At 42.6% G+C, this 19,930-nt stretch carries 15 protein-coding genes and 2 tRNA genes; 10 read left to right on the plus strand and 7 right to left on the minus strand.

From position 1 onward, the window contains the following. Positions 1-68 precede the first annotated feature (68 nt). The 5 genes from K7A41_RS10545 to pfkA all read right to left on the minus strand — a co-directional run bounded on the left by K7A41_RS10545 (position 69) and on the right by pfkA (position 3,294). Positions 69-141, minus strand: a tRNA-Gly gene (locus tag K7A41_RS10545). Between the two features lie 55 nt (positions 142-196). Next, positions 197-269 (minus strand) — tRNA-Phe (locus K7A41_RS10550). Positions 270-443: 174 nt separating this feature from the next. Continuing rightward, positions 444-1,442, minus strand: coding sequence for a type I glyceraldehyde-3-phosphate dehydrogenase (gene gap, locus K7A41_RS10555; RefSeq protein WP_028068297.1), 999 nt, complete (start codon positions 1,440-1,442; stop codon positions 444-446). A gap of 4 nt (positions 1,443-1,446) precedes the next feature. Next, a complete protein-coding gene (locus K7A41_RS10560) occupies positions 1,447-2,298 on the minus strand; it encodes a hypothetical protein (protein ID WP_028068296.1) in 852 nt (283 codons plus the stop codon). A gap of 18 nt (positions 2,299-2,316) precedes the next feature. Further along, the gene (gene pfkA / locus K7A41_RS10565) at positions 2,317-3,294 is read right to left on the minus strand and encodes a 6-phosphofructokinase (protein ID WP_028068295.1); all 978 of its coding nucleotides are present in this window, start codon (positions 3,292-3,294) and stop codon (positions 2,317-2,319) included. Positions 3,295-3,478: 184 nt separating this feature from the next. Between pfkA and K7A41_RS10570 the strand changes: the two genes are divergently transcribed. The 7 genes from K7A41_RS10570 to K7A41_RS10600 all read left to right on the plus strand — a co-directional run bounded on the left by K7A41_RS10570 (position 3,479) and on the right by K7A41_RS10600 (position 14,766). After that, positions 3,479-4,150: an NUDIX hydrolase gene (locus K7A41_RS10570; protein WP_081817764.1), complete on the plus strand. Its 672-nt coding sequence runs from the start codon at positions 3,479-3,481 to the stop codon at positions 4,148-4,150. 173 nt (positions 4,151-4,323) lie between these two features. Beyond that, the gene (locus K7A41_RS10575) at positions 4,324-4,923 is read left to right on the plus strand and encodes a TetR/AcrR family transcriptional regulator (protein ID WP_028068293.1); all 600 of its coding nucleotides are present in this window, start codon (positions 4,324-4,326) and stop codon (positions 4,921-4,923) included. Between the two features lie 28 nt (positions 4,924-4,951). Then, entirely contained in the window at positions 4,952-6,295 is a 1,344-nt protein-coding gene (locus K7A41_RS10580) for a TolC family protein (protein ID WP_028068292.1), read from the plus strand. A gap of 14 nt (positions 6,296-6,309) precedes the next feature. Continuing rightward, positions 6,310-7,365, plus strand: coding sequence for an efflux RND transporter periplasmic adaptor subunit (locus K7A41_RS10585; RefSeq protein ID WP_028068291.1), 1,056 nt, complete (start codon positions 6,310-6,312; stop codon positions 7,363-7,365). Between the two features lie 64 nt (positions 7,366-7,429). Beyond that, entirely contained in the window at positions 7,430-10,582 is a 3,153-nt protein-coding gene (locus tag K7A41_RS10590) for an efflux RND transporter permease subunit (protein WP_265713689.1), read from the plus strand. A gap of 154 nt (positions 10,583-10,736) precedes the next feature. After that, positions 10,737-12,578 (plus strand): glutamine--fructose-6-phosphate transaminase (isomerizing), encoded by a 1,842-nt coding sequence (gene glmS, locus K7A41_RS10595; RefSeq protein WP_028068289.1) that lies wholly within the window; start codon positions 10,737-10,739, stop codon positions 12,576-12,578. 7 nt (positions 12,579-12,585) lie between these two features. Continuing rightward, positions 12,586-14,766 carry a DUF4954 family protein gene (locus K7A41_RS10600; protein WP_265713690.1) on the plus strand — a complete coding sequence of 727 codons (2,181 nt, stop codon included), beginning with the start codon at positions 12,586-12,588 and terminating at the stop codon, positions 14,764-14,766. 99 nt (positions 14,767-14,865) lie between these two features. Here the strand turns inward: K7A41_RS10600 and K7A41_RS10605 are convergent, their stop codons facing one another. Both K7A41_RS10605 and lgt read right to left on the minus strand, forming a co-directional pair. Then, positions 14,866-15,438, minus strand: a complete 573-nt coding sequence (locus tag K7A41_RS10605) for a helix-turn-helix domain-containing protein (protein WP_028068287.1) — start codon at positions 15,436-15,438, stop codon at positions 14,866-14,868. A 297-nt stretch (positions 15,439-15,735) separates the two neighbouring features. Continuing rightward, positions 15,736-16,551 (minus strand): prolipoprotein diacylglyceryl transferase, encoded by an 816-nt coding sequence (lgt, locus tag K7A41_RS10610; RefSeq protein WP_265713691.1) that lies wholly within the window; start codon positions 16,549-16,551, stop codon positions 15,736-15,738. A gap of 161 nt (positions 16,552-16,712) precedes the next feature. Here lgt and K7A41_RS10615 point away from each other — a divergent pair, with 161 nt between their 5' ends. From K7A41_RS10615 to K7A41_RS10625, 3 genes are all read left to right on the plus strand, one after another. Then, entirely contained in the window at positions 16,713-17,831 is a 1,119-nt protein-coding gene (locus K7A41_RS10615; protein WP_028068285.1) for a M42 family metallopeptidase, read from the plus strand. Between the two features lie 37 nt (positions 17,832-17,868). Continuing rightward, positions 17,869-18,210, plus strand: coding sequence for a DUF3467 domain-containing protein (locus K7A41_RS10620; protein WP_028068284.1), 342 nt, complete (start codon positions 17,869-17,871; stop codon positions 18,208-18,210). 152 nt (positions 18,211-18,362) lie between these two features. Continuing rightward, a complete protein-coding gene (locus tag K7A41_RS10625) occupies positions 18,363-19,871 on the plus strand; it encodes a carbon-nitrogen hydrolase family protein (protein WP_028068283.1) in 1,509 nt (502 codons plus the stop codon). The last annotated feature ends 59 nt before the right edge of the window (positions 19,872-19,930 follow it).

Raw genomic sequence — 19,930 nt, forward strand, 5'->3', positions numbered from 1 at the left:
GCACTCGCTTTAGGGCGAACAGGATTTTAAGTCCTGCGTGTCTACCAGTTCCACCACCTAGGCAGGTGAGCGAAAAACGAGATTCGAACTCGCGACCCCAACCTTGGCAAGGTTGTGCTCTACCAACTGAGCTATTTTCGCATTGGAATTCTTTATGTTTTCAATGAGCAGGAACTTCGCGTTCTGCTTATCTAGGTGGTGCCAGCTGGATTCGAACCAGCGACACAAGGATTTTCAGTCCTTTGCTCTACCAACTGAGCTATGGCACCTCAATGTTAGCCCTTTGCCTTATTGATGCTGCAAATATAGACGCTTTGAACCGAATTATGAAAAGCACACAGTCTTTTTTTTGTGTTTAATCGGCAATTGATTGATTCCTAATAGGAAAAAATAAAGGGCTATTCACGTCGAATAGCCCTTGGAAATAGTCTTCGTGATAATTATTAAGATAATTTACCGACTTCAAGTACCAAATCAACGATTTTGTTTGAATAACCCCACTCGTTGTCGTACCAAGATACTACTTTGACGAAGTTGTCATTCAACGAAATTCCAGCTTTAGCGTCGAAGATCGATGTACGGGAATCACCTAAGAAGTCCGTCGACACGACTTCGTCTTCAGTATATCCTAGAATGCCTTTCAATTCCCCTTCAGAAGCTTCCTTCATCGCAGCTTTGATTTCTTCGTAAGAAGCACCTTTATTTAAGCGAACAGTCAAGTCAACAACAGAAACGTCTGCAGTAGGAACACGTAAAGACATACCTGTTAATTTACCTTTGAGCTCAGGAAGAACCAAGCCTACGGCTTTCGCTGCACCGGTAGAAGAAGGGATGATGTTCTGATAAGCACCACGGCCACCTCTCCAGTCTTTTACTGAAGGTCCATCCACCGTTTTTTGGGTAGCTGTTACCGCATGTACTGTCGTCATTAAGCCTTCAACGATACCAAACTTGTCGTTCAAGACTTTGGCAATAGGAGCTAAACAGTTTGTTGTACAAGACGCATTTGAAACGATATGTTGATCAGCTTTCAGTTCTTTGTGGTTTACACCCATAACAAATGTCGGTGTATCATCTTTTGCAGGTGCCGACATAACCACTTTTTTTGCACCGGCATCGATGTGTTTTTGTGCTAATTCTTGTGTTAAGAAGAAACCTGTAGACTCAATGATAACCTCAGCGCCCACTTCATTCCATTTCAAGTTAGCGGGATCTTTCTCGGCAGTAACACGGATAGTCTTGCCGTTGACAACCAGGTGACCATCTTTTACCTCTACAGTACCATCAAATTTGCCATGTGTTGAATCGTATTTCAACATATATGCCATATAATCAGGCTCAACTAAGTCATTGATACCAACAATTTCAATTTCTGGGCGATTGATAGCAGCTCTGAATGCTAAACGACCAATGCGGCCAAATCCGTTAATTCCAATTTTCATATTCTTAATTTTTATTGATATAATATTTAATTAAATTGTGTATCGGCTCTTTTACTACAGTGCCAATACCGATATTAAACTCCTCTGTGGCAACCTCCCGCAGTATGTGCTCATAGTTAAACGCTACAGAACCTGTAAAGTTTACATCACTGTCCGGATACTCTTTCATTAAAGGTTTGATATACGTTTTCATAAATGTGCGCAATCCATTTTTTATCAGCTGATTGATAAAAAGATGATCTTTATTCGCAAGGACAAAATCCGTAAATGAATTCAAAAAATTAGTAGGCTGCGGAGCGATGTATACCTTTTCCAGTACCATCTTTTTGTCGAGTGTAAATTCCTTCTCTAATTTTTCTTTCAGATCCAACGGAAGCGTATCCGTCATATAATGTTTTAGCAGCTGCTGACTATTCCAGTTGGTTGCCCCTTCGTCGGCAAGGATATACCCCAAGCCATAGTTATTTTCGATTATTTTTTTTCCGGTGTAATAAGCCGCGTTTGAACCGCTGCCGATAATACCGATAATGCCTTTTTCATCACCAAAAGTTGAAATTGCCGAAGCAATCACATCATGCTCTACCTTAACTTTGGCATTGACAAAAAAACGCTCGAAAACATTTTTGACCTTATCTTTCCGTTCCTTTGATGAGGAACCAGCTCCGAAAAAATAAATCCGTTTTATTTTTTCGGCATTGTTGATCAAATTGGTATTTCTATTTAAATGCTGTAGTATGGACCGCTCATCCTGAAGGTAGGGGTTGATGCCGTTCATCCGGAATCCAGTGGTTATCCTGCCTTTGTCGGCCAGTCGCCAGTCCGAAAATCGAGAACCACTATATACTACTGCTATCATAACTGCTTTAATTGTGTATTATAAAATCTCAGCCATTTCCAACAGATCAGGGCTAAGCTTAATTTCCTTATTGCTGATTGCTTCTTCGATTGGAGTAGTCTTGATTTCATTGCCACGGAGGCCAACAGTAACCCGAGTATTGCCTGCCAGAATTTCATTGACTGCAGCAAAGCCCAATCGACTAGCTAGCACGCGGTCAAAGCTTGTTGGCGCTCCACCACGTTGCAGATGCCCTAATATACTAACTTTCGTGTCGTAATGATTAAATTTTTCTTTTACTTTTTTTGCGACATAATAGGCCCCGCCATTCTGATCACCTTCAGCAACAATTACAATTGATGAAGATTTCTTTTTGATGGCCCCATCTTCAAGGTGATGAATCAGATCATCGATGGCTGTTTCTTTCTCCGGAAGTAGAATGGCCTCAGCCCCCCCCGCAATTCCGGCGTTCAGTGCAATGCAGCCCGAATCTCTTCCCATGACTTCTACAAAGAAAAGGCGCTCGTGGGATGCCGCAGTATCTCTGATTTTGTCGATGGCTTCAATCACCGTATTATTGGCCGTGTCGTAGCCAATCGTATAATCCGATCCATATAAGTCGTTGTCAATCGTACCGGGGATACCTACAATAGGTACCTCAAACTCTTTGGAAAAGAAGTTGGCCCCAGTAAATGTTCCATCCCCTCCGATAACGATTAAAGCATCAATTCCGGCAGTCTTTAAATTGTCATACGCCTGTTTGCGTCCTTCAACTGTCTTAAACTCCAGACAGCGTGCGGTTTTTAATATTGTGCCTCCCCGTTGAATAATATTGCTAACAGAACGGGTGTCCATTTCCTTAAAGTTTGCATCGATAAGACCTTGATAACCATGATAAATACCGGTTACCTGAAGCCCTTTGTGAAGAGCAGTGCGGACAACTGCACGAATGCAGGCATTCATGCCGGGTGCGTCACCGCCAGATGTCAATACGCCTATTTTTTTTATTTCTTTTATCACACTCTATATTTTAGGTTTTACGAATATAGGATTTTTATAGTGTATATTCTACACTGTGAATAAATTTTTCATTATTTTTTTGCGCATCACGTTTAGGAAGCGTATAATTGTTACAGGTAACCCGATGATTAGTAGCCGATAAATTTAGCTCAAATAGTGCACATAAATAAATTTAGAAGTTTTGTATAGTAATTTTACAGTAGACTGCGTCATATTAGGCTTTCATGAAGGAGAACTCAAAGTTCTACTTACAGAAAGAAATGAATATCCTTTTAAGGATTGGTGGGCATTGCCAGGCTTTTTCGTTGACAATGATGAAGAGATGGAAGATGCTGTGAAGCGAATTTTGTATGAAAATACAGGTCTGAAGGATGTGTTTATGGACCAGCTGCATTCTTTTGCTGGATTGAAAAGACATCCGAAGGGTCGTATTCTGACCGTTGCATACTATGCCTTGATCCAACTGGACAATACGAAGCTGAAAACCAAGCCCGTTACAAACTATATGAAACAGGCCAAATGGTTTCCTGTGCGCAATGTGCCTGAGCTAGCCTTTGACCACAAGCAGATTTTGGATCTATGTCTGGAAAGATTGCAGCGTCGCCTGGCTTATAAACCAATTGCTTTTGAATTGCTTCCCGAGAAATTTACACTCACGCAATTGCAACTAGTTTATGAGAGTATCTTAAACAAAACTTTGGACAAACGTAATTTTAGGAAGAAAATGCAAAACTACGGGTTCTTAAAAGAATTGGACGAGGTGCAAACAGGAGTTGCCTACCGTGCGGCAAGGCTTTACAAACTGGATAAGCGGAAGTTCTTAAAACATTTTCAGAACAATGTAGCGTTTTAGCAGAATCCAAGTTTAATAGAATAAAGGCAAGCTTTTGAAGTTTGCCTTTTTTGTTGTCAGCTAAACATCAAATTAATAGGGATTTCAAAATATATTTTGCACTGGAGACTACTTTTTATATTTTTGAACAATTTCTGATAAAAGTCAGAAAGTAGAAAGGAGTTTTTTGTAGAATGGAAGATAGAAAAGATCAGATCATTGAGGCCGCGATACGACGCTTTATGCACTACGGTTTTAGTAAGACAACCATGAATGAGATTGCGGAGGACATAAAAATTACGAAAGCCAACTTGTATTATTATTACTCAGAGAAGAATGCGCTGATACGGGATGTTCTGATTCGCTTAACCGATGAATACCGTCAGGAGGAAGAGCAGATGGTGAGTGTACATGAGGGGTCGACCTATGAGTTGATCATGAAGATATTGGAATTGAGGGATGCATTTGTGCGCAAATACTATATGTTGCATATGAATGAGAATCTTGAATGGATCAAAGGTCTGTCGATGCAGGATTTCTTTCAGTGTCTGCATAATAGAGATGTGAAGGCACTTTACGAAATTTTTCAGGCTGGAGTAGAAAAGGGGGAACTCAATGACGAACATCTGTATGAGACAGCAGAGATTTATGTAGAGCTGATGAAAAGCCTTTCCTTGATGTGCAATATTTCGGATATCATTTCGGGGATTCCCAATCAAGATCGTTTTGATGAAGTATTACAGAAACAAAAGTTGGCTACAAAGCTGTTTTTTAATGGTATAAATAAAAAGTAGATATAAAATTAGGATAAATAATTTAGGAATGAAAACAATCAGAATACTAGCCAGCCTGTTATTGGGTACGATGGTTTTCCAGAGCCATGCACAGCAGCAGTTAAGCTTAAGTGATGCGATCAAGTTTGCGTTGCAAAACAAGGCGGACGCTAAGAAAGCAAGCCTCGATGTAGCCAACGCGGAACATAAGATTGCTGAGGTCAAATCAGGTGCGTTGCCACAGGTAAATTTCAATGGTGGAATAACGTATAATCCGTTGATCCAAAAAGTAGCGCTTCCCGGAGAACTCATCGGTCAGCCGGGTACAACCGTTATGGCTGCGTTTGGTCAGAAATGGCAATCGACCAATTCCATTAGTCTCAATCAGCAACTGTTTAATCAAACAGTTTTCACCGGACTAAAAGCGGCAAAGACCACCAGGGAATTTTATATTATTAATAAGGCCCTGACTGATGAACAGCTGATCGAAAAAGTTGCAAATAGTTATTACGATGTTTATCAATCCAAGCTGCAGCTTAAGACGGTTGAAAATAATCTTGAAAGCACTACCAAAACGAGGGATGTTATAGAGGGATTGTACAACAATGGCCTGGCCAAGAAGATCGATTTGGATCGTACGAATGTTGCCGTTACTAATCTAAAAGCATCTCGGCAACAGCTGATTAATGCGGTTGAACTAAAGGAGAATGCGCTCAAATTTGTGATTGGGATGCCAATGTCCGAGCAATTTGTTATGCCTAGTTCGACTTTCGAGACTGTAGCACTTAATGCAGTATATGATCCTATAGATGTTAATAACCGGACAGAAATACAGGTGCTAAGTAAGCAGAACGAGCTATTAGAACTAAATAAGAAAGCTGAAATTTCCAAATATTATCCAACGCTTTCATTCACTGCGAACTATGGACGTCAAGGGCTGGGTCCGGTTTTTCCATTGTTCTCAAAAGCAGAAGGCGTCAACTGGTCTAGTTTCTCGGGCATCGGTCTGAATTTAACAGTTCCAATTTTCAATGGCTTCCAGACCAGGTCGAAGGTTCGTCAGGCTCAGATTGATATCGACAAATTACAGGTTGATATTGCCGATACTAAATTGGCACTTAACCTCGCGGCTGAAAATTCGAGGGTTCAGATCAAAAATAGCTTATTGACTATCGAGTCAAATCGCAAAAATGTGGAGCTTGCTAAATCCGTATTGGAAGACACCAATAACAATTATAAAAATGGTTTGGCAACGTTGACTGATCTGTTGGATGCCGAAAAAGCTTATGCGGATGCGCAAAACAACCTGAATACCTCTTTGCTCGATTATAAAATTGCGGAAGTGCAGCTGATCAAAGCAAACGGAAATCTTAAATCTCTAATTAACGAATAATTGACTAATACAATATGAAACGCGGAATTATTACCCTACTTATTATTGCTGCCGGCTTGGCAGGAATATTTTTTGTGTTAAATAAGAATAAAAAGAAAAATGAAGCCGAGACAGCAGAAGTGGCTAAAACCAACGCAGCAATTGCGGTACGGATCGATACGGCAAAATTAAGTTCGATGGATTTGCGTTACACTGCAAATGGGACTTTTGCACCCAAACAGGAGGTGACAGTTTCTGCTGAGACGGCGGGTAGAGTTGTGAAGGTATTAGTTGATGAGGGGTCACATGTGAGCGCGGGTCAGACACTGGCGATCATTGAGGGAGACAAGTTAAATGTGAATGTTGCAAACGCACAGGCTGCTTTTACCAATGCGCAGGCGGATTTACAGCGCTTTGAAAGCGCCTATTCAACAGGTGGCGTTACCAAACAGCAGCTGGACCAGGTCAAATTACAGTATGAGAATGCAAAAAACAACTTAAGGGCATCCAAGTTGAACGCGGGCGACGTGACCATAAAGACCTCAGTTTCGGGCGTTGTAAATGCGCGTAAAATTGAGCCCGGTACCTATTTAAATGTCGGCGCGGCTGCTTTTGATATCGTCAATGTTGGCACGCTTAAGTTACGTGTAAATGTCGATGAGAAAAATGTGGCAACACTTAAAGTTGGTCAGTCTGTTGATGTCACAGCCAGCGTTTATCCTGATCAGCGATTTACCGGTAAGATTACATTTATTGCACCGAAATCTGATGGTAGTCTGAATTTTCCCGTTGAAATTGAAGTGAATAATTCCTCCAATCAGTTGCGGGCGGGGATGTATGGAACGGCAATATTCGGTGAAGGAGTTGCCAGCAATACCTTGATTGTGCCTCGTACGGCATTTGTGGGTAGTGTTAGCGACAACAAGATATTTGTGCTCAAAAATGGAAAGGCTGTAGAAACGAATGTGAAATCCGGAAGAAACTTTGGAGATTATATTGAGATCTTAGGCGGACTGCAAGACGGCGACCAGGTGATTATTTCTGGTCAGATCAATTTGTTTGATCAGAGCCCTGTTGAGATTATCAAGTAATGCCAGCTATATCATCGTATCAATGAATTTGTGGTTTCATTGCCATTAAAAACGAATAATTCTAATGAAAATTACCGAAATATCGATAAAACGTCCCAGTATAATCATCGTATTATTTATAATACTTACATTAGGTGGGTTGTTTTCTTATACCCAGCTGGGGTACGAGTTGGTCCCTAAGTTTGAGATCAACGTAATCACGGTGCAGACGGTCTATCCGGGGGCGTCTCCGGCGGAGGTTGAGAGTTCTGTTACCAAAAAAATTGAGGACGCCATCTCCTCTCTTGAAAGTATCAAAAAGGTTGAGTCCACATCGCTAGAGGGAGTGTCCATCGTTATGATTACCCTCAATAACGGTGCGGATGTCAATTTCTTGCTTACCGACGCCCAGCGAAAGATCAATGCGGTCATCAACGATCTTCCGGATGACGTAGAAACGCCTTCGCTGTCCAAATTCTCTTTGGATGATGTGGCCATCATGAGTTTGGCAGTAACGTCAAACTTGTCGGAAAAAGAGCTGTATGACCTATTGGACAACAAAATTCAGCCTGTATTTGCGCGTATCAATGGTGTTGCCAAAGTGGATATGGTGGGTGGTGAGGAACGGGAGATCCAGATTTCTGTTGATCCCAAGAAAATTGAGGGCTACGGTCTCTCCATTGCGCAGGTGCAACAGACTGTTGCAGCCTCCAACCTGGACTTTCCAACGGGAAATGTCAGTACACGCGACAATAGAACAACCATCCGCCTTGCAGGTAAGGTGACTTCTATTGAGGAATTACGTAACCTGCCGATCATGACACCTGCAGGTGTGCAGATCTATCTGCGCGATATTGCAGACGTTCAGGATGGTATCAAGGAGATTGAAAAGGTAGCGCGTTTAGACCGTCAGAACACCATCCTGTTACAGGTTTTCAAACAATCTGATGCAAATGCAGTGGCAGTGTCGGAAGCAGTCAAGAAAACGATCACGCAAGTAGAAAAGGACTATACCAACAATAATATCAAGATCTTGGTCGCGAATGATTCGACGGACTTTACGTTGAATGCTGCGGATAATGTAATCCACGACTTAATGATCGCTATTGCATTGGTTGGTTTCATTATGCTGTTTTTCTTGCAGAGTCTGCGTAATGCGGCGATCACGATGGTGGCGATCCCATTATCATTAATCGCAACGTTTATCGGCTTGTTGCTGATGGGGTATACTTTAAATCTGATGTCCTTATTGGGGCTATCACTCGTGGTCGGTATTTTAGTGGATGATGCGATCGTTGTGATCGAAAACATCCACCGCCATATGGAGATGGGCAAAAATAAAGTGCGGGCCGCTTATGACGGCGCATCGGAAATTGGGTTTACCGTAACGGCCATCACTCTGGTTATCGTCGTTGTATTTTTGCCGATAGCGATGTCCACAGGGCTTGTTGCAAACATCCTTGCCCAGTTCTGCGTCACGGTGATTATTTCCACGATGCTATCTCTATTGGTATCTTTTACAGTGGTTCCTTGGTTGTACTCGCGTTTTGGAAAACTGGAGCACTTAAGCAAATCTTCGCTCTTTGGCCGCATTATCCATGGTTTTGAAAGTGGTCTAACCAGTTTTACCCACTGGGTGGGTGGCCTGTTGGTCTGGGCACTAAAAACCCGTATGACCAAGCTGGCGACTCTGGGTATAGCGGTAGGCTTGCTTGTGGCGTCCTTTATGCTGATTGCCAAAGGCTATATCGGTTCGGATTTCTTCCCGGGGATAGACCGTAAAGAGTTCTTTATCCAGCTTGAACTGGAAAAAGATGCTTCGTTGGAAAAGACGAACTTGCTGACGCAGAAAGCAGAAGCATATATCAAGTCCAAGCCCGAAGTTAAAGAAATCATCACTACAGTAGGTCAGTCCTCGGATGGTATGGCTTCGACCACGGGATCGCGGTACAAATCCGAAATTCATGTCATCATGGATAAGGAAAACTTTGAAGGCAATTCGCAGGTCTACTCCGCAACTTTAAAGCGTGAGCTTGAAAATAAACTGATAGGAGCTAAAATCAAAACTGTCAATGTCGGTATTATGGGTGCGGAGCAAGCGCCTCTTAAATTGACTATTATCGGAGCATCGGTAGAAGATGCACAGGAGTTTGCAGAGAAAGCGGCAGATCAGCTCCGCAAGATTCCTGGAGCCGCAGGTGTGAAGCTGACTTCTGAATCCGGCAACCCTGAGATCAATGTGAAGATCGACCGGGATAAAATGACTTCCCTTGGGCTCAATGTCTCAACAGTCGGGATGACCATGCAGACGGCCTTTTCCGGAAATACAGATAATAAGTTCCGGGCCGGTGACAATGAATATGACATTAATATTCGATATAGCGAAAACGGGCGTGCCAATATTGATAATGTGCGCGATCTGAAATTTATTAATAATCAGGGGGCATCGATTTCTCTTGAGCAGTTTGCGGCAATAACGTACGGTTCAGGGCCGACCTTATTAGAACGGCGTGACAAGTCTCCGGCGGTATCTATACAGGGGCAGGTGATTGGTAGACCGATGGGAACGGTCGCGCAGGAATGGCAGGCACAGTTTGAAAAGCTTCCTCGCAAACCGGGAATCGTGTTTATCTGGGGTGGTAATATGGAAAACCAAACCGAAGGTTTCGGTACGCTGGGTATCGCCCTGTTGGCGTCCATCATCCTTGTTTACCTGGTGATGGTTGCATTATACGATAGTTTTATCACACCTTTTGTCGTATTGTTTTCCATCCCGTTGTCCTTTATTGGAGCATTGTTATTCCTTGCGCTGGGCAATCAGACACTTAACATCTTCACGATATTAGGTATTATCATGTTGATCGGTCTAGTGGCCAAAAACGCTATCATGCTAGTGGATTTTGCCAACCATCGGAAGGAAGCAGGTGACAATACGCACGATGCGCTCGTCGCCGCAAACCACGCACGTCTACGTCCGATTCTGATGACGACGATTGCCATGGTATTCGGTATGATTCCGATCGCAATTGCGACAGGGGACGGTGCGGATATGAACAGAGGACTGGCCATTGTGATCATTGGTGGTCTGCTCTCATCCCTGTTCCTGACATTGGTTGTAGTGCCTGTGGTGTATTCTATTTTTGATAGTTTGCAACGCCGTTTCGGTAAGAAGGAAAAGACTGATTATGAAGCGCTGATGGTGGAAGATTACGACCACGTTGATGTCGCCGAACATTAGACAAAGCATACCTGCATAAAAAAATTGGGGGAACAGCTCAGCTGTTCCCCCAATTTTTTTATGTTAATTTTGGGTTAAACAATCGATTGCGTGATTTTTTTTTATTAGATTGCGCCCGCATTAACAAAATATATACTTTAAAATTGAGACAAGCATGTGTGGAATTGTAGGATACACAGGTTACCGTCAGGCGTATGGTATCGTCATTGATGGATTAAAGAAATTAGAATACCGCGGTTACGATAGTGCCGGAGTTGCTCTGCACAAAGGTGAACAGATTGATGTTTACAAGAAAACAGGAAAAGTAGCGAATTTAGAGGAATTCGTATATGGTCAGGATCTCCAGTCCACGACCGGTATAGGCCATACCCGATGGGCTACACATGGAGAGCCATCGGACCGAAACGCTCACCCACATTATTCTAACAGCGGCCGCATTGCGATGATCCATAATGGCATTATCGAGAACTACGCGTCGTTAAAGGCTGAGCTCATCAACAAAGGTTATCATTTTAAGAGCGATACCGATACCGAAGTTCTGGTGAATTTTATTGAGGAAATCCAGTTACAGAACAACTGTACATTGGAGGAGGCCATCCGCATAGCTCTTAAAAGAGTAGTAGGTGCATATGTTATTCTTGTTCTTGAAGCGGGCTACCCGGACCGTATCATTGCAGCGAGAAAGGGGAGTCCATTGGTGATCGGAATAGGTAAAAATGAGCATTTTCTCGGTTCTGACGCTTCGCCGATGCTGGCTTATACCAAGGAGGTTGTTTATATTAATGACTACGAACTTGCGATTATTACACCGGATGAGTTAATTCTCAAAAATCTGGGAAATGAGCGGATTACACCTTATATCCAGAAGTTGGACATGGAACTGTCTGCAATCGAAAAGGGTGGTTACGATCACTTTATGCTCAAGGAAATTTTCGAACAGCCTCATACAATATATGATTCCATGCGCGGCCGTCTGGATTTGCAGTCCAATCAGATTATTTTGAGTGGCATAGAGAAGTATGCACAAGAGATAAGCAGTACCAACCGTATTGTCATTGTTGCTTGCGGCACGAGCTGGCATGCCGGACTTATTGCTGAATACATTATTGAAGAATTATGTCGTATCAATGTTGAAGTGGAGTATGCTTCGGAGTTCCGCTACCGGAATCCTGTGATTCATCCGGGAGATGTCATTTTGGCCATCTCACAGAGTGGTGAGACTGCTGATACATTGGTTGCTCTGGAAAATGCGAAAAAACAGGGGGCCATTATTCTTGGTGTTGTCAATGTGGTCGGATCTTCGATTGCAAGGTTGTCTGATGCTGGCGCTTATACCCATGCTGGACCAGAAATAGGAGTGGCCAGCACCAAAGCATTTACGGCGCAGCTGACCGTTCTGAATTTAATCGCATTAAAGATTGCAGCGTTAAAAGGCACGATTGATGAAAACCGTTTCAAGGAATTGTCTCAGGAACTGCATGATGTGCCACAAAAGGTAGAGTGGATATTGGATACGCAGATCGATAAAATTCAGCAAATAGCAAAAAAATACAAAAACGCTCGTGACTTTTTATTTCTCGGTAGAGGGTACAATTTCCCTGTTGCGTTGGAAGGAGCGCTTAAATTAAAAGAAATCTCCTATATTCATGCCGAAGGTTATCCCGCGGCTGAAATGAAACATGGTCCAATTGCTTTGGTAGATGAAAACCTGCCGGTGGTGTTTGTCGCCACCAAGGATGCCTACCATGAAAAGATCGTTTCCAATATACAGGAGATTAAGGCACGGAAAGGAAAGATTATTTCTGTTGTGACGAAAGGTGATGCTGTTTCTGAAAATTTATCGGACGATTTCATGGAGATCCCTGAGGCCGATGAGATCATTGCTCCATTAATCTCGGTAGTGCCATTGCAATTGCTTTCTTACTATATCGGGGTTGAGTTGGGACTAGACGTAGACAAACCACGAAATCTCGCTAAATCAGTAACCGTAGAGTAGGAGGCGCATGAGTGTATTAAAAAAGAGACCTTTGGAACAACTGGGATATGGGTTTATCCCAAGTGAGTTTCTTCGTGAGGGGCAGGACGAGTATACGTTGCGTTTTCAGCAAAATCCGCGCAGTGATTACAGAGATCTCACTGCAACAGAAATCGAGCAGCTTGTAGCCAATGGCAATTGGGCGAGCGACTGGTCTAAAATTAAAGTGTCAGCAATTTTTAACCCCAATCAAATTCAGAACTGTAAATTTTACGGCCTGGTGCGTATTGGCAACCTCAGTCCAAGTTATTTGGAATACCGTAACTTACAGCTTCCTATAGGGCTGTATCACTCGACCATTATTAGTTCGGACTTCGGTGATGACGTCGCTGTTCACCATGTAGGTTACCTGTCTTACTTCATTATCGGTAATGAAGTATTACTAAGCCAGATCAAGGAGATGGAAACTGGTAGTACTGCCAAGTTTGGAAACGGAATTTTGCGTGACGGTGAAGAACCCGAAAAACGGATACAGCTGGAGCTTTGCAATGAAAACGGAGCTCGGTCTGTTTACCCATTTGACGGGATGCAGGCAGCTGATGTTTATTTATGGACCCGCAATCGGCATGATGTTATACTGCAGAAACGATTTGAGAAACTGACCGATCAGAAATTTGGTACCCAGCGTGGTTATTACAGTCAGATCGGCGACCGCTGCGTGATCAAGAACACATTTACCATCAAAAACGTTAAGATCGGAACTGATGCATATATCAAAGGGGTCAATAAATTAAAAAATGTTACGGTCAACTCTTCGCAGGAATCCTATACACAGATCGGAGAAGGATGTGAGCTGGTCAACGGTATCATCGGTTACGGCTGCCGTATTTTTTATGGGGTCAAAGCGGTGCGTTTTATCCTGGCTTCCTATTCGCAGCTCAAGTACGGCGCCCGTTTGATTAATTCTTATCTGGGTGACAATTCGACCATCTCGTGCTGTGAGGTTTTAAATTCACTGATTTTTCCTGCGCATGAGCAGCATCACAATAACTCATTTTTGTGCGCTGCGCTGGTCATGGGGCAAAGCAATATGGCTGCTGGCGCAACAGTGGGATCCAATCACAATTCAAGGGCCGCAGATGGGGAGATTATAGCAGGTAGGGGCTTTTGGCCCGGGCTCTGTGTCAGTCTTAAGCATAATTCGCGATTTGCATCGTATTGTCTTATTGTAAAAGGGGATTTTCTATACGAACTTGATATTCAGTTGCCGTTTACATTAGTTAGCAACGATGTGCAGCATGATAGGCTGGTGTTGATCCCCGGTTATTGGTTTATGTACAATATGTACGCCTTGGTACGTAATGCGAATAAATATGAGGCGCGTGACAACAGGCATTTCAAAAATCAGTATTTCGAATATGATATGCTGGCTCCAGATACCGTCAATGAAATGTTTGCCGGACTCGATATCTTAGCTCTTGCCGTGGCCGATACCCTGAACCCGGGAGTACAGGGCACCCGGGCTGAACGGATTGAAGCAGGGCGTAAACTGCTCGCTAAACCGGCTGATCTAAAAGATAAAACGATTATTTGGACCGATGCTGAGAACTCCCGGCGGCCTACTGTCATTCAAAAAGTGGGGGAAGCGTACCAGCTCTACTGTTCTTTTATCAAGTACTATGGCACATTGCACCTGATGGATGCGCTGGAAGAGGGTCATTCGCTTAGTGCTATTCTAAAGGATCTTGCGGACGGCAAGCGTACAGAGTGGGAAAACATCGGTGGTCAGCTTATCGAAAGCGGCGCGCTGCAGCAGCTGCTTGAAGATATCAGATCCGAAAAGATGAGTACATGGGATGATATCCATGAATTGTACCACGAAAAAAGTAAAGAATATCCGTCTGATAAACGCAGACATGCACTCCTGTCTTTGGTTGAGATATTGACTCTTGAAGGTCTTGAATTATCTGAAGATAAAATCGTACATTTGTTGAATCAGGCTTTGGAACATCGTATTTGGATAGGCGAGCAGATTTATAAATCGCGGGCTAAGGATTATAAAAATCCGTTCAAAAATATGGTATATGCCAATGACGAGGAACGCGATATCGTCGTTGGAAAGCTGGAAGAGAATTCTTTTATCAAACAGCAGCAAAAGGAACTGGAGATATTTAAGATAAGGGTTGCTAATTTGAAAGGGCAATTTTAAAGAGAAAGGCTTCCTCCCGGAAGCCTTTTCTGTTTTTTGACGTTTGCCCGCTCGAATATCTTTCAGAATTCCGGATGGCTGTCCGAGCGAGCAGCTTAGTTATCCTGGGCCGTTGATTTTGTCCAGTGGTTTGCGTTTATTTTCCTTTATATGTTTAAAATGGCTTGGCGTCAGGCCGGTCACTTTTTTAAACTGATTGCTCAGGTACGCAACACTCGAGTAGTTGAGCTGATAAGCAATTTCACTCAGTGTGAGCTCATCGTATACGAGCAACTCTTTTACATACTCTATTTTTTGGCCAATAAAATACTTTTCAATTGTTAAGCCTTCCACTTCTGAAAATAAATTCGAAATATAATTGTAATCATGGTAGACCTGTTTGCTGATGATCTCCGACAAGTTCATGTTGGTATTATTATGCTGTTTTCTTACTAGATCCAGAACAAGGTGTTTTACCTGCTCGATCAGTACCATACGTCTGTCATCAATGAGTTCAAAGCCTAGGGCAGAAAAGCTGCCTGCCAGCTGATCGGTTTGATCCTTATTAAGTGTTTCTTCAATTTCAACTTGTCCTAAAGATATATGTTTAATATGGAGGCCCATTTTGGTAAGCTCATTTTCAACAACCATAATGCATCTATTGCAGACCATGTTCTTTATAGCAAGTTTCATCTGTTTTTTATTACAAGTTACAAATCTAAGTCCAAAAATCACAAATTAATCCCACATCGCTTTGTAAGATTTAAGGTATATGTTGTAGTATTTTGGATGTCGTATACTTCGCCTCTTCGTGGAGATATGACCGCTATTAGAGGTAGCTCAGTGTATATTGAATACGTGATTGACTCGGACTCACCACGGACTCATCATGGACTCACTTCGGATTCACTATGACGGAGTCTCGGCCGAATGTCGGGGGATTGCACATCCATTACTGAAGCGATCAGCAAATCAATCCACCTTTAATTTTTAAGCTTTTGATTTGCGAAAGATAAAATAGAGACCCACCAAAATAAAGGGTACACTCAAGAGCTGACCCATATTTAAAAACATGCTTTGCTCCCAAGGTTCCTGATCGATTTTAAAGTGCTCAAGCACCATGCGTGCACCAAACAACAAGACCATGAATACTCCGAACAGCCAGCCTTTTTTACGGTTGGCGTTTGACTTAAACAATGAGGTGATGATAAGAAATATAATGATATAGGCGACAGCCTCATAAAGCTGTCCGGGATGTCGTGGAATGTTGTCATGGCGTTCGAAAACGATTGCCCAGGGAAGATCTGAAGGAGTGCCTACCATTTCGGAATTGAAAAAGTTCCCAATACGTATTAAAGCGCCCGCAATCGGGACTACGACTACCAGTCGGTCTGCCAGCCATAAAAAATCTGTTTTGGTCTTACGGCAGAATAGATAAAGGGCCACAAGGATACCGATGGCGCCACCGTGGGATGCGAGTCCCGCAAATCCGGTCACGTGGAAACCTGTTTTATCCCATTTAAAGGGAAGGAAGATCTCTAAGATATGGTCTTTATAATAATCAAAATCATAAAACAGGCAATGTCCAAGGCGGGCGCCGATTAAAGTGCCCAGGAAGATATAGATAGAAAGCTGGTCCAGCTGTTCCTGCGTACGTCCTTCTTTTTTGAAAATGCGCAGCATAATTACATAGGAAATAAAGAACGCCAGGAGCCAGCATAAGGCATAATAACGCAGGGCGAATGCCCCGAAGTTGAACATCTCGGGATCAATATTCCAGTGTATGGCACTTGGTATAAAATTCATATGATATAAGTCTATTTAAAATTATCAGGGTAAAGATAAGGTTTAATCTTATTTTTCAATAAAATCAAATTGAATTGTCGGGATAATATTCTAAAAAACATTTTTACTTTTGCATTTCATCGAAATTTTCATATTTTGACGAAAGTAAACAGAAAGGAAAGATGGCTGAAAAGAATAAGAAAAAAGAACCCAAAACGGCTGCTGTCGTAACAAAAGATTCGCTTTTATTTTTCGAAAAATATATAAACAATGCTTCGCCCACAGGATTTGAGTGGGATGGACAGCGTGTGTGGCTGGATTATCTAAAGCCATATGTCGACGAGACGTTTGTAGACAATTATGGCACTGCTGTCGGTATAATCAATCCGAAAGCTGCTTATAAAGTGGTCATTGAGGCGCATGCGGATGAGATTTCTTGGTTTGTGAACTACATTACCAAAGACGGTTTGATTTACGTGGTGCGTAACGGAGGCTCAGATCATCAGATTGCACCGTCCAAGCGTGTCAACATCCATACTGATAGGGGTATTGTGAAGGCTGTGTTTGGCTGGCCTGCCATTCACACACGTGCTGGCGAGAAAGAAGAAAACCCTTCTTTGAAAAATATATTTTTGGACTGTGGCTGCAGCTCAAAGGAAGAAGTGGAGGCACTCGGGGTTCATGTGGGCTGTGTCATTACTTACGAGGACACATTCTCTATTCTGAATGATCGTTATTATGTCGGTCGGGCACTGGACAACCGCGCTGGCGGTTTTATGATCGCGGAGGTAGCCCGCCTGCTGAAAGAAAATAAAAAGAAATTGCCGTTTGGATTATATATCGTAAATTCGGTGCAGGAAGAGATCGGATTGCGGGGAGCTGAGATGATTGCCGACCGTATCAAACCTAATGTGGCTATTGTGACGGATGTAACGCACGATACGCAGACACCGATGATTAATAAAATCACACAGGGAGATTTATCTTCCGGAAAGGGGCCTGTATTGTCGTATGCGCCAGCGGTACAGGTTAATTTAAACAAATTGCTGGTCCAGGTGGCTGAGCAAAATAATATTCCTTTCCAGCGTCAGGCCTGTTCGCGGTATACGGGTACAGACACGGATGCCTTTGCATACAGCAACGGGGGGGTGCCTTCGGCGTTGATTTCGCTACCTCTACGATATATGCATACAACGGTAGAAATGGTGCATAAAGAGGATGTTGACAATGTGATCCGTCTGATTTATCAAACTTTACTGCATATCGAAGATGGACAGGACTTTAGAACTTTTACAAAATAAAAAATAGGATTATATTAACTTATCATTTAGAATTATTATGGAAAATAACCAAAATCAAAACGAATTGAGCATTGAACTGACAGAAGAAGTAGCGGAAGGAATCTACTCAAATCTTGCGATTATCACTCACTCTAATACTGAATTTGTGGTTGACTTTATCCGTGTGATGCCAGGAGTGCCAAAAGCAAAAGTGAAATCAAGAATCGTTTTGACTCCAGAGCACGCAAAACGTCTTTTGGGTGCATTGGTTGACAACGTGAACCGTTTTGAAGCATTGAACGGTCCAATCAAACTAGATGCAGGTGTTGCCGAGCAGCCACAGCAAGGTGGTGATCCTACGGTAGCATTTCCTTTCGGAACTCCTCAAGGTCAAGCATAATCAACAGAAAAAAATACGGATATTTTAGGCGGCGATGAAACATTCGGCGCCTTTTTTTGTCTCTGTATGTGGTTGTGAAACTACAGCTACGCTTGGTCTTGGGCCCAGCTTTTGCTAACTTTATGAAAAACTAAATACAAAAGGAGATTTATATGGATATTCAAGTGCGCAACTTGACGAAGAAAGATTATGTCGATCTGAAAAAATCAATGGAGAAAGCTTACGATGGTGTCGGGGATACTTGGTCAAAAGAGAATATTCAGGATCTTATCGACTTGTTCCCTGAGGGACAGTTTTGTGTGGAGATCGATGGGCATGTGGTCGCGTGTGCGCTGTCCATTATTCTTAACTCCAAGAAAAATAATATTTATGACAGTTACTATGAAATCATTGACGACGGTAAGTTCAGTAAACATAGCGATGATGGCGATACACTCTACGGTATTGAGGTATTCGTACATCCGGATCATCGGGCACTGAGGCTAGGGCGGCGGTTGTATGACGCCCGCAAGGAACTTTGTGAGCAGATGAATCTGAAATGTATTATTGCTGGTGGCAGGATTCCCAATTATCATAATTATGCGGACAAAATGAGCCCGAGGTTATATATTGAAAAAGTGAAGCGGAAGGAAATTTATGATCCTACGCTGACGTTTCAGCTTTCCAATGATTTCCATGTCAAAAAAATCTTGAAGCATTATCTGCCAGAGGATGCTGAGTCCATGGAATTTGCCACTCTTCTGGAATGGAATAATATCTATTATGAAGCAGATACCCGATCCATTTCGACCACAAAGCAGACGATTAGACTGGGACTTGTGCAGTGGCAGATGCGCCTTTTCGATAATATTGACGCTTTCTATGATCAGATTGAATTTTTCGTGGACACGGTCAGCGATTACGGGACGGATTTTATTATGTTCCCTGAGTTTTTTAATACACCGTTGATGAGCCCTTATAATGATCTTCCCGAGCGACTGGCAATGGAGCGGCTCGCGCAGCATACCGCCGAAATTATCGACCGGATCCAGCAGTTTGCTGTATCTTACAACGTGAATATTATAGCGGGGTCCATGCCGTTGGTGGAAAATAAAAAGCTTTATAATGTATCTTACCTTTGCCACCGTAATGGTAAACTTGATCAGTTCAAAAAAATCCATATTACGCCAAACGAATTTAAGTATTATGGTATGGTGGGGGGAAGCGAGGTAAAAGTGTTTGACACGGATTGCGGAAAGGTAGGATTGCTAATTTGTTATGACGTGGAGTTTCCGGAGTTGAGCCGCATTTTAGCTGATCAGGGGATGCAGATTCTTTTTGTGCCTTTTATGACTGATACACAGAATGGTTATATTCGGGTGCGAACTTGTGCACAGGCGCGCGCAATAGAAAATGAGTGTTATGTCGCCATTGCGGGTTCGGTGGGCAATCTGCCGCGTGTCAATAATATGGACATTCAGTATTCTCAGTCGGCAGTATTTACGCCCTCTGATTTTGCATTTCCAAACAACGCTATAAAGGCAGAAGCTACACCCAATGCAGAAATGGTGCTGATTGCAGACGTTGATCTGTATGCACTGCGTGATCTTCACGAATATGGTACGGTCAAAGTGAAGAAAGACAGAAGAAAAGACCTGTATGAAGTAAAACTTTTGAAATAAAAGAACCGTGTTTTTGGGAGGTTCTAAAATATGCTTAGCTTTAACTATATTCTTTAATC

The sequence above is a fragment of the Sphingobacterium sp. InxBP1 genome, assembly GCF_026191775.1.
Classification (GTDB): domain Bacteria; phylum Bacteroidota; class Bacteroidia; order Sphingobacteriales; family Sphingobacteriaceae; genus Sphingobacterium; species Sphingobacterium thalpophilum.

Excerpts from the sequence above, each read along its gene's own strand:
- lgt (WP_265713691.1), bottom strand. The coding sequence starts at position 16,551 with ATGAATTTTATACCAAGTGCCATACACTGGAATATTGATCCCGAGATG.
- K7A41_RS10620 (WP_028068284.1), top strand. The coding sequence starts at position 17,869 with ATGGAAAATAACCAAAATCAAAACGAATTGAGCATTGAACTGACAGAA.
- K7A41_RS10600 (WP_265713690.1), top strand. The coding sequence starts at position 12,586 with ATGAGTGTATTAAAAAAGAGACCTTTGGAACAACTGGGATATGGGTTT.
- glmS (WP_028068289.1), top strand. The coding sequence starts at position 10,737 with ATGTGTGGAATTGTAGGATACACAGGTTACCGTCAGGCGTATGGTATC.
- K7A41_RS10580 (WP_028068292.1), top strand. The coding sequence starts at position 4,952 with ATGAAAACAATCAGAATACTAGCCAGCCTGTTATTGGGTACGATGGTT.
- K7A41_RS10615 (WP_028068285.1), top strand. The coding sequence starts at position 16,713 with ATGGCTGAAAAGAATAAGAAAAAAGAACCCAAAACGGCTGCTGTCGTA.
- K7A41_RS10560 (WP_028068296.1), bottom strand. The coding sequence starts at position 2,298 with ATGATAGCAGTAGTATATAGTGGTTCTCGATTTTCGGACTGGCGACTG.
- gap (WP_028068297.1), bottom strand. The coding sequence starts at position 1,442 with ATGAAAATTGGAATTAACGGATTTGGCCGCATTGGTCGTTTAGCATTC.
- K7A41_RS10605 (WP_028068287.1), bottom strand. The coding sequence starts at position 15,438 with ATGAAACTTGCTATAAAGAACATGGTCTGCAATAGATGCATTATGGTT.
- K7A41_RS10585 (WP_028068291.1), top strand. The coding sequence starts at position 6,310 with ATGAAACGCGGAATTATTACCCTACTTATTATTGCTGCCGGCTTGGCA.
- K7A41_RS10625 (WP_028068283.1), top strand. The coding sequence starts at position 18,363 with ATGGATATTCAAGTGCGCAACTTGACGAAGAAAGATTATGTCGATCTG.
- K7A41_RS10575 (WP_028068293.1), top strand. The coding sequence starts at position 4,324 with ATGGAAGATAGAAAAGATCAGATCATTGAGGCCGCGATACGACGCTTT.
- K7A41_RS10590 (WP_265713689.1), top strand. The coding sequence starts at position 7,430 with ATGAAAATTACCGAAATATCGATAAAACGTCCCAGTATAATCATCGTA.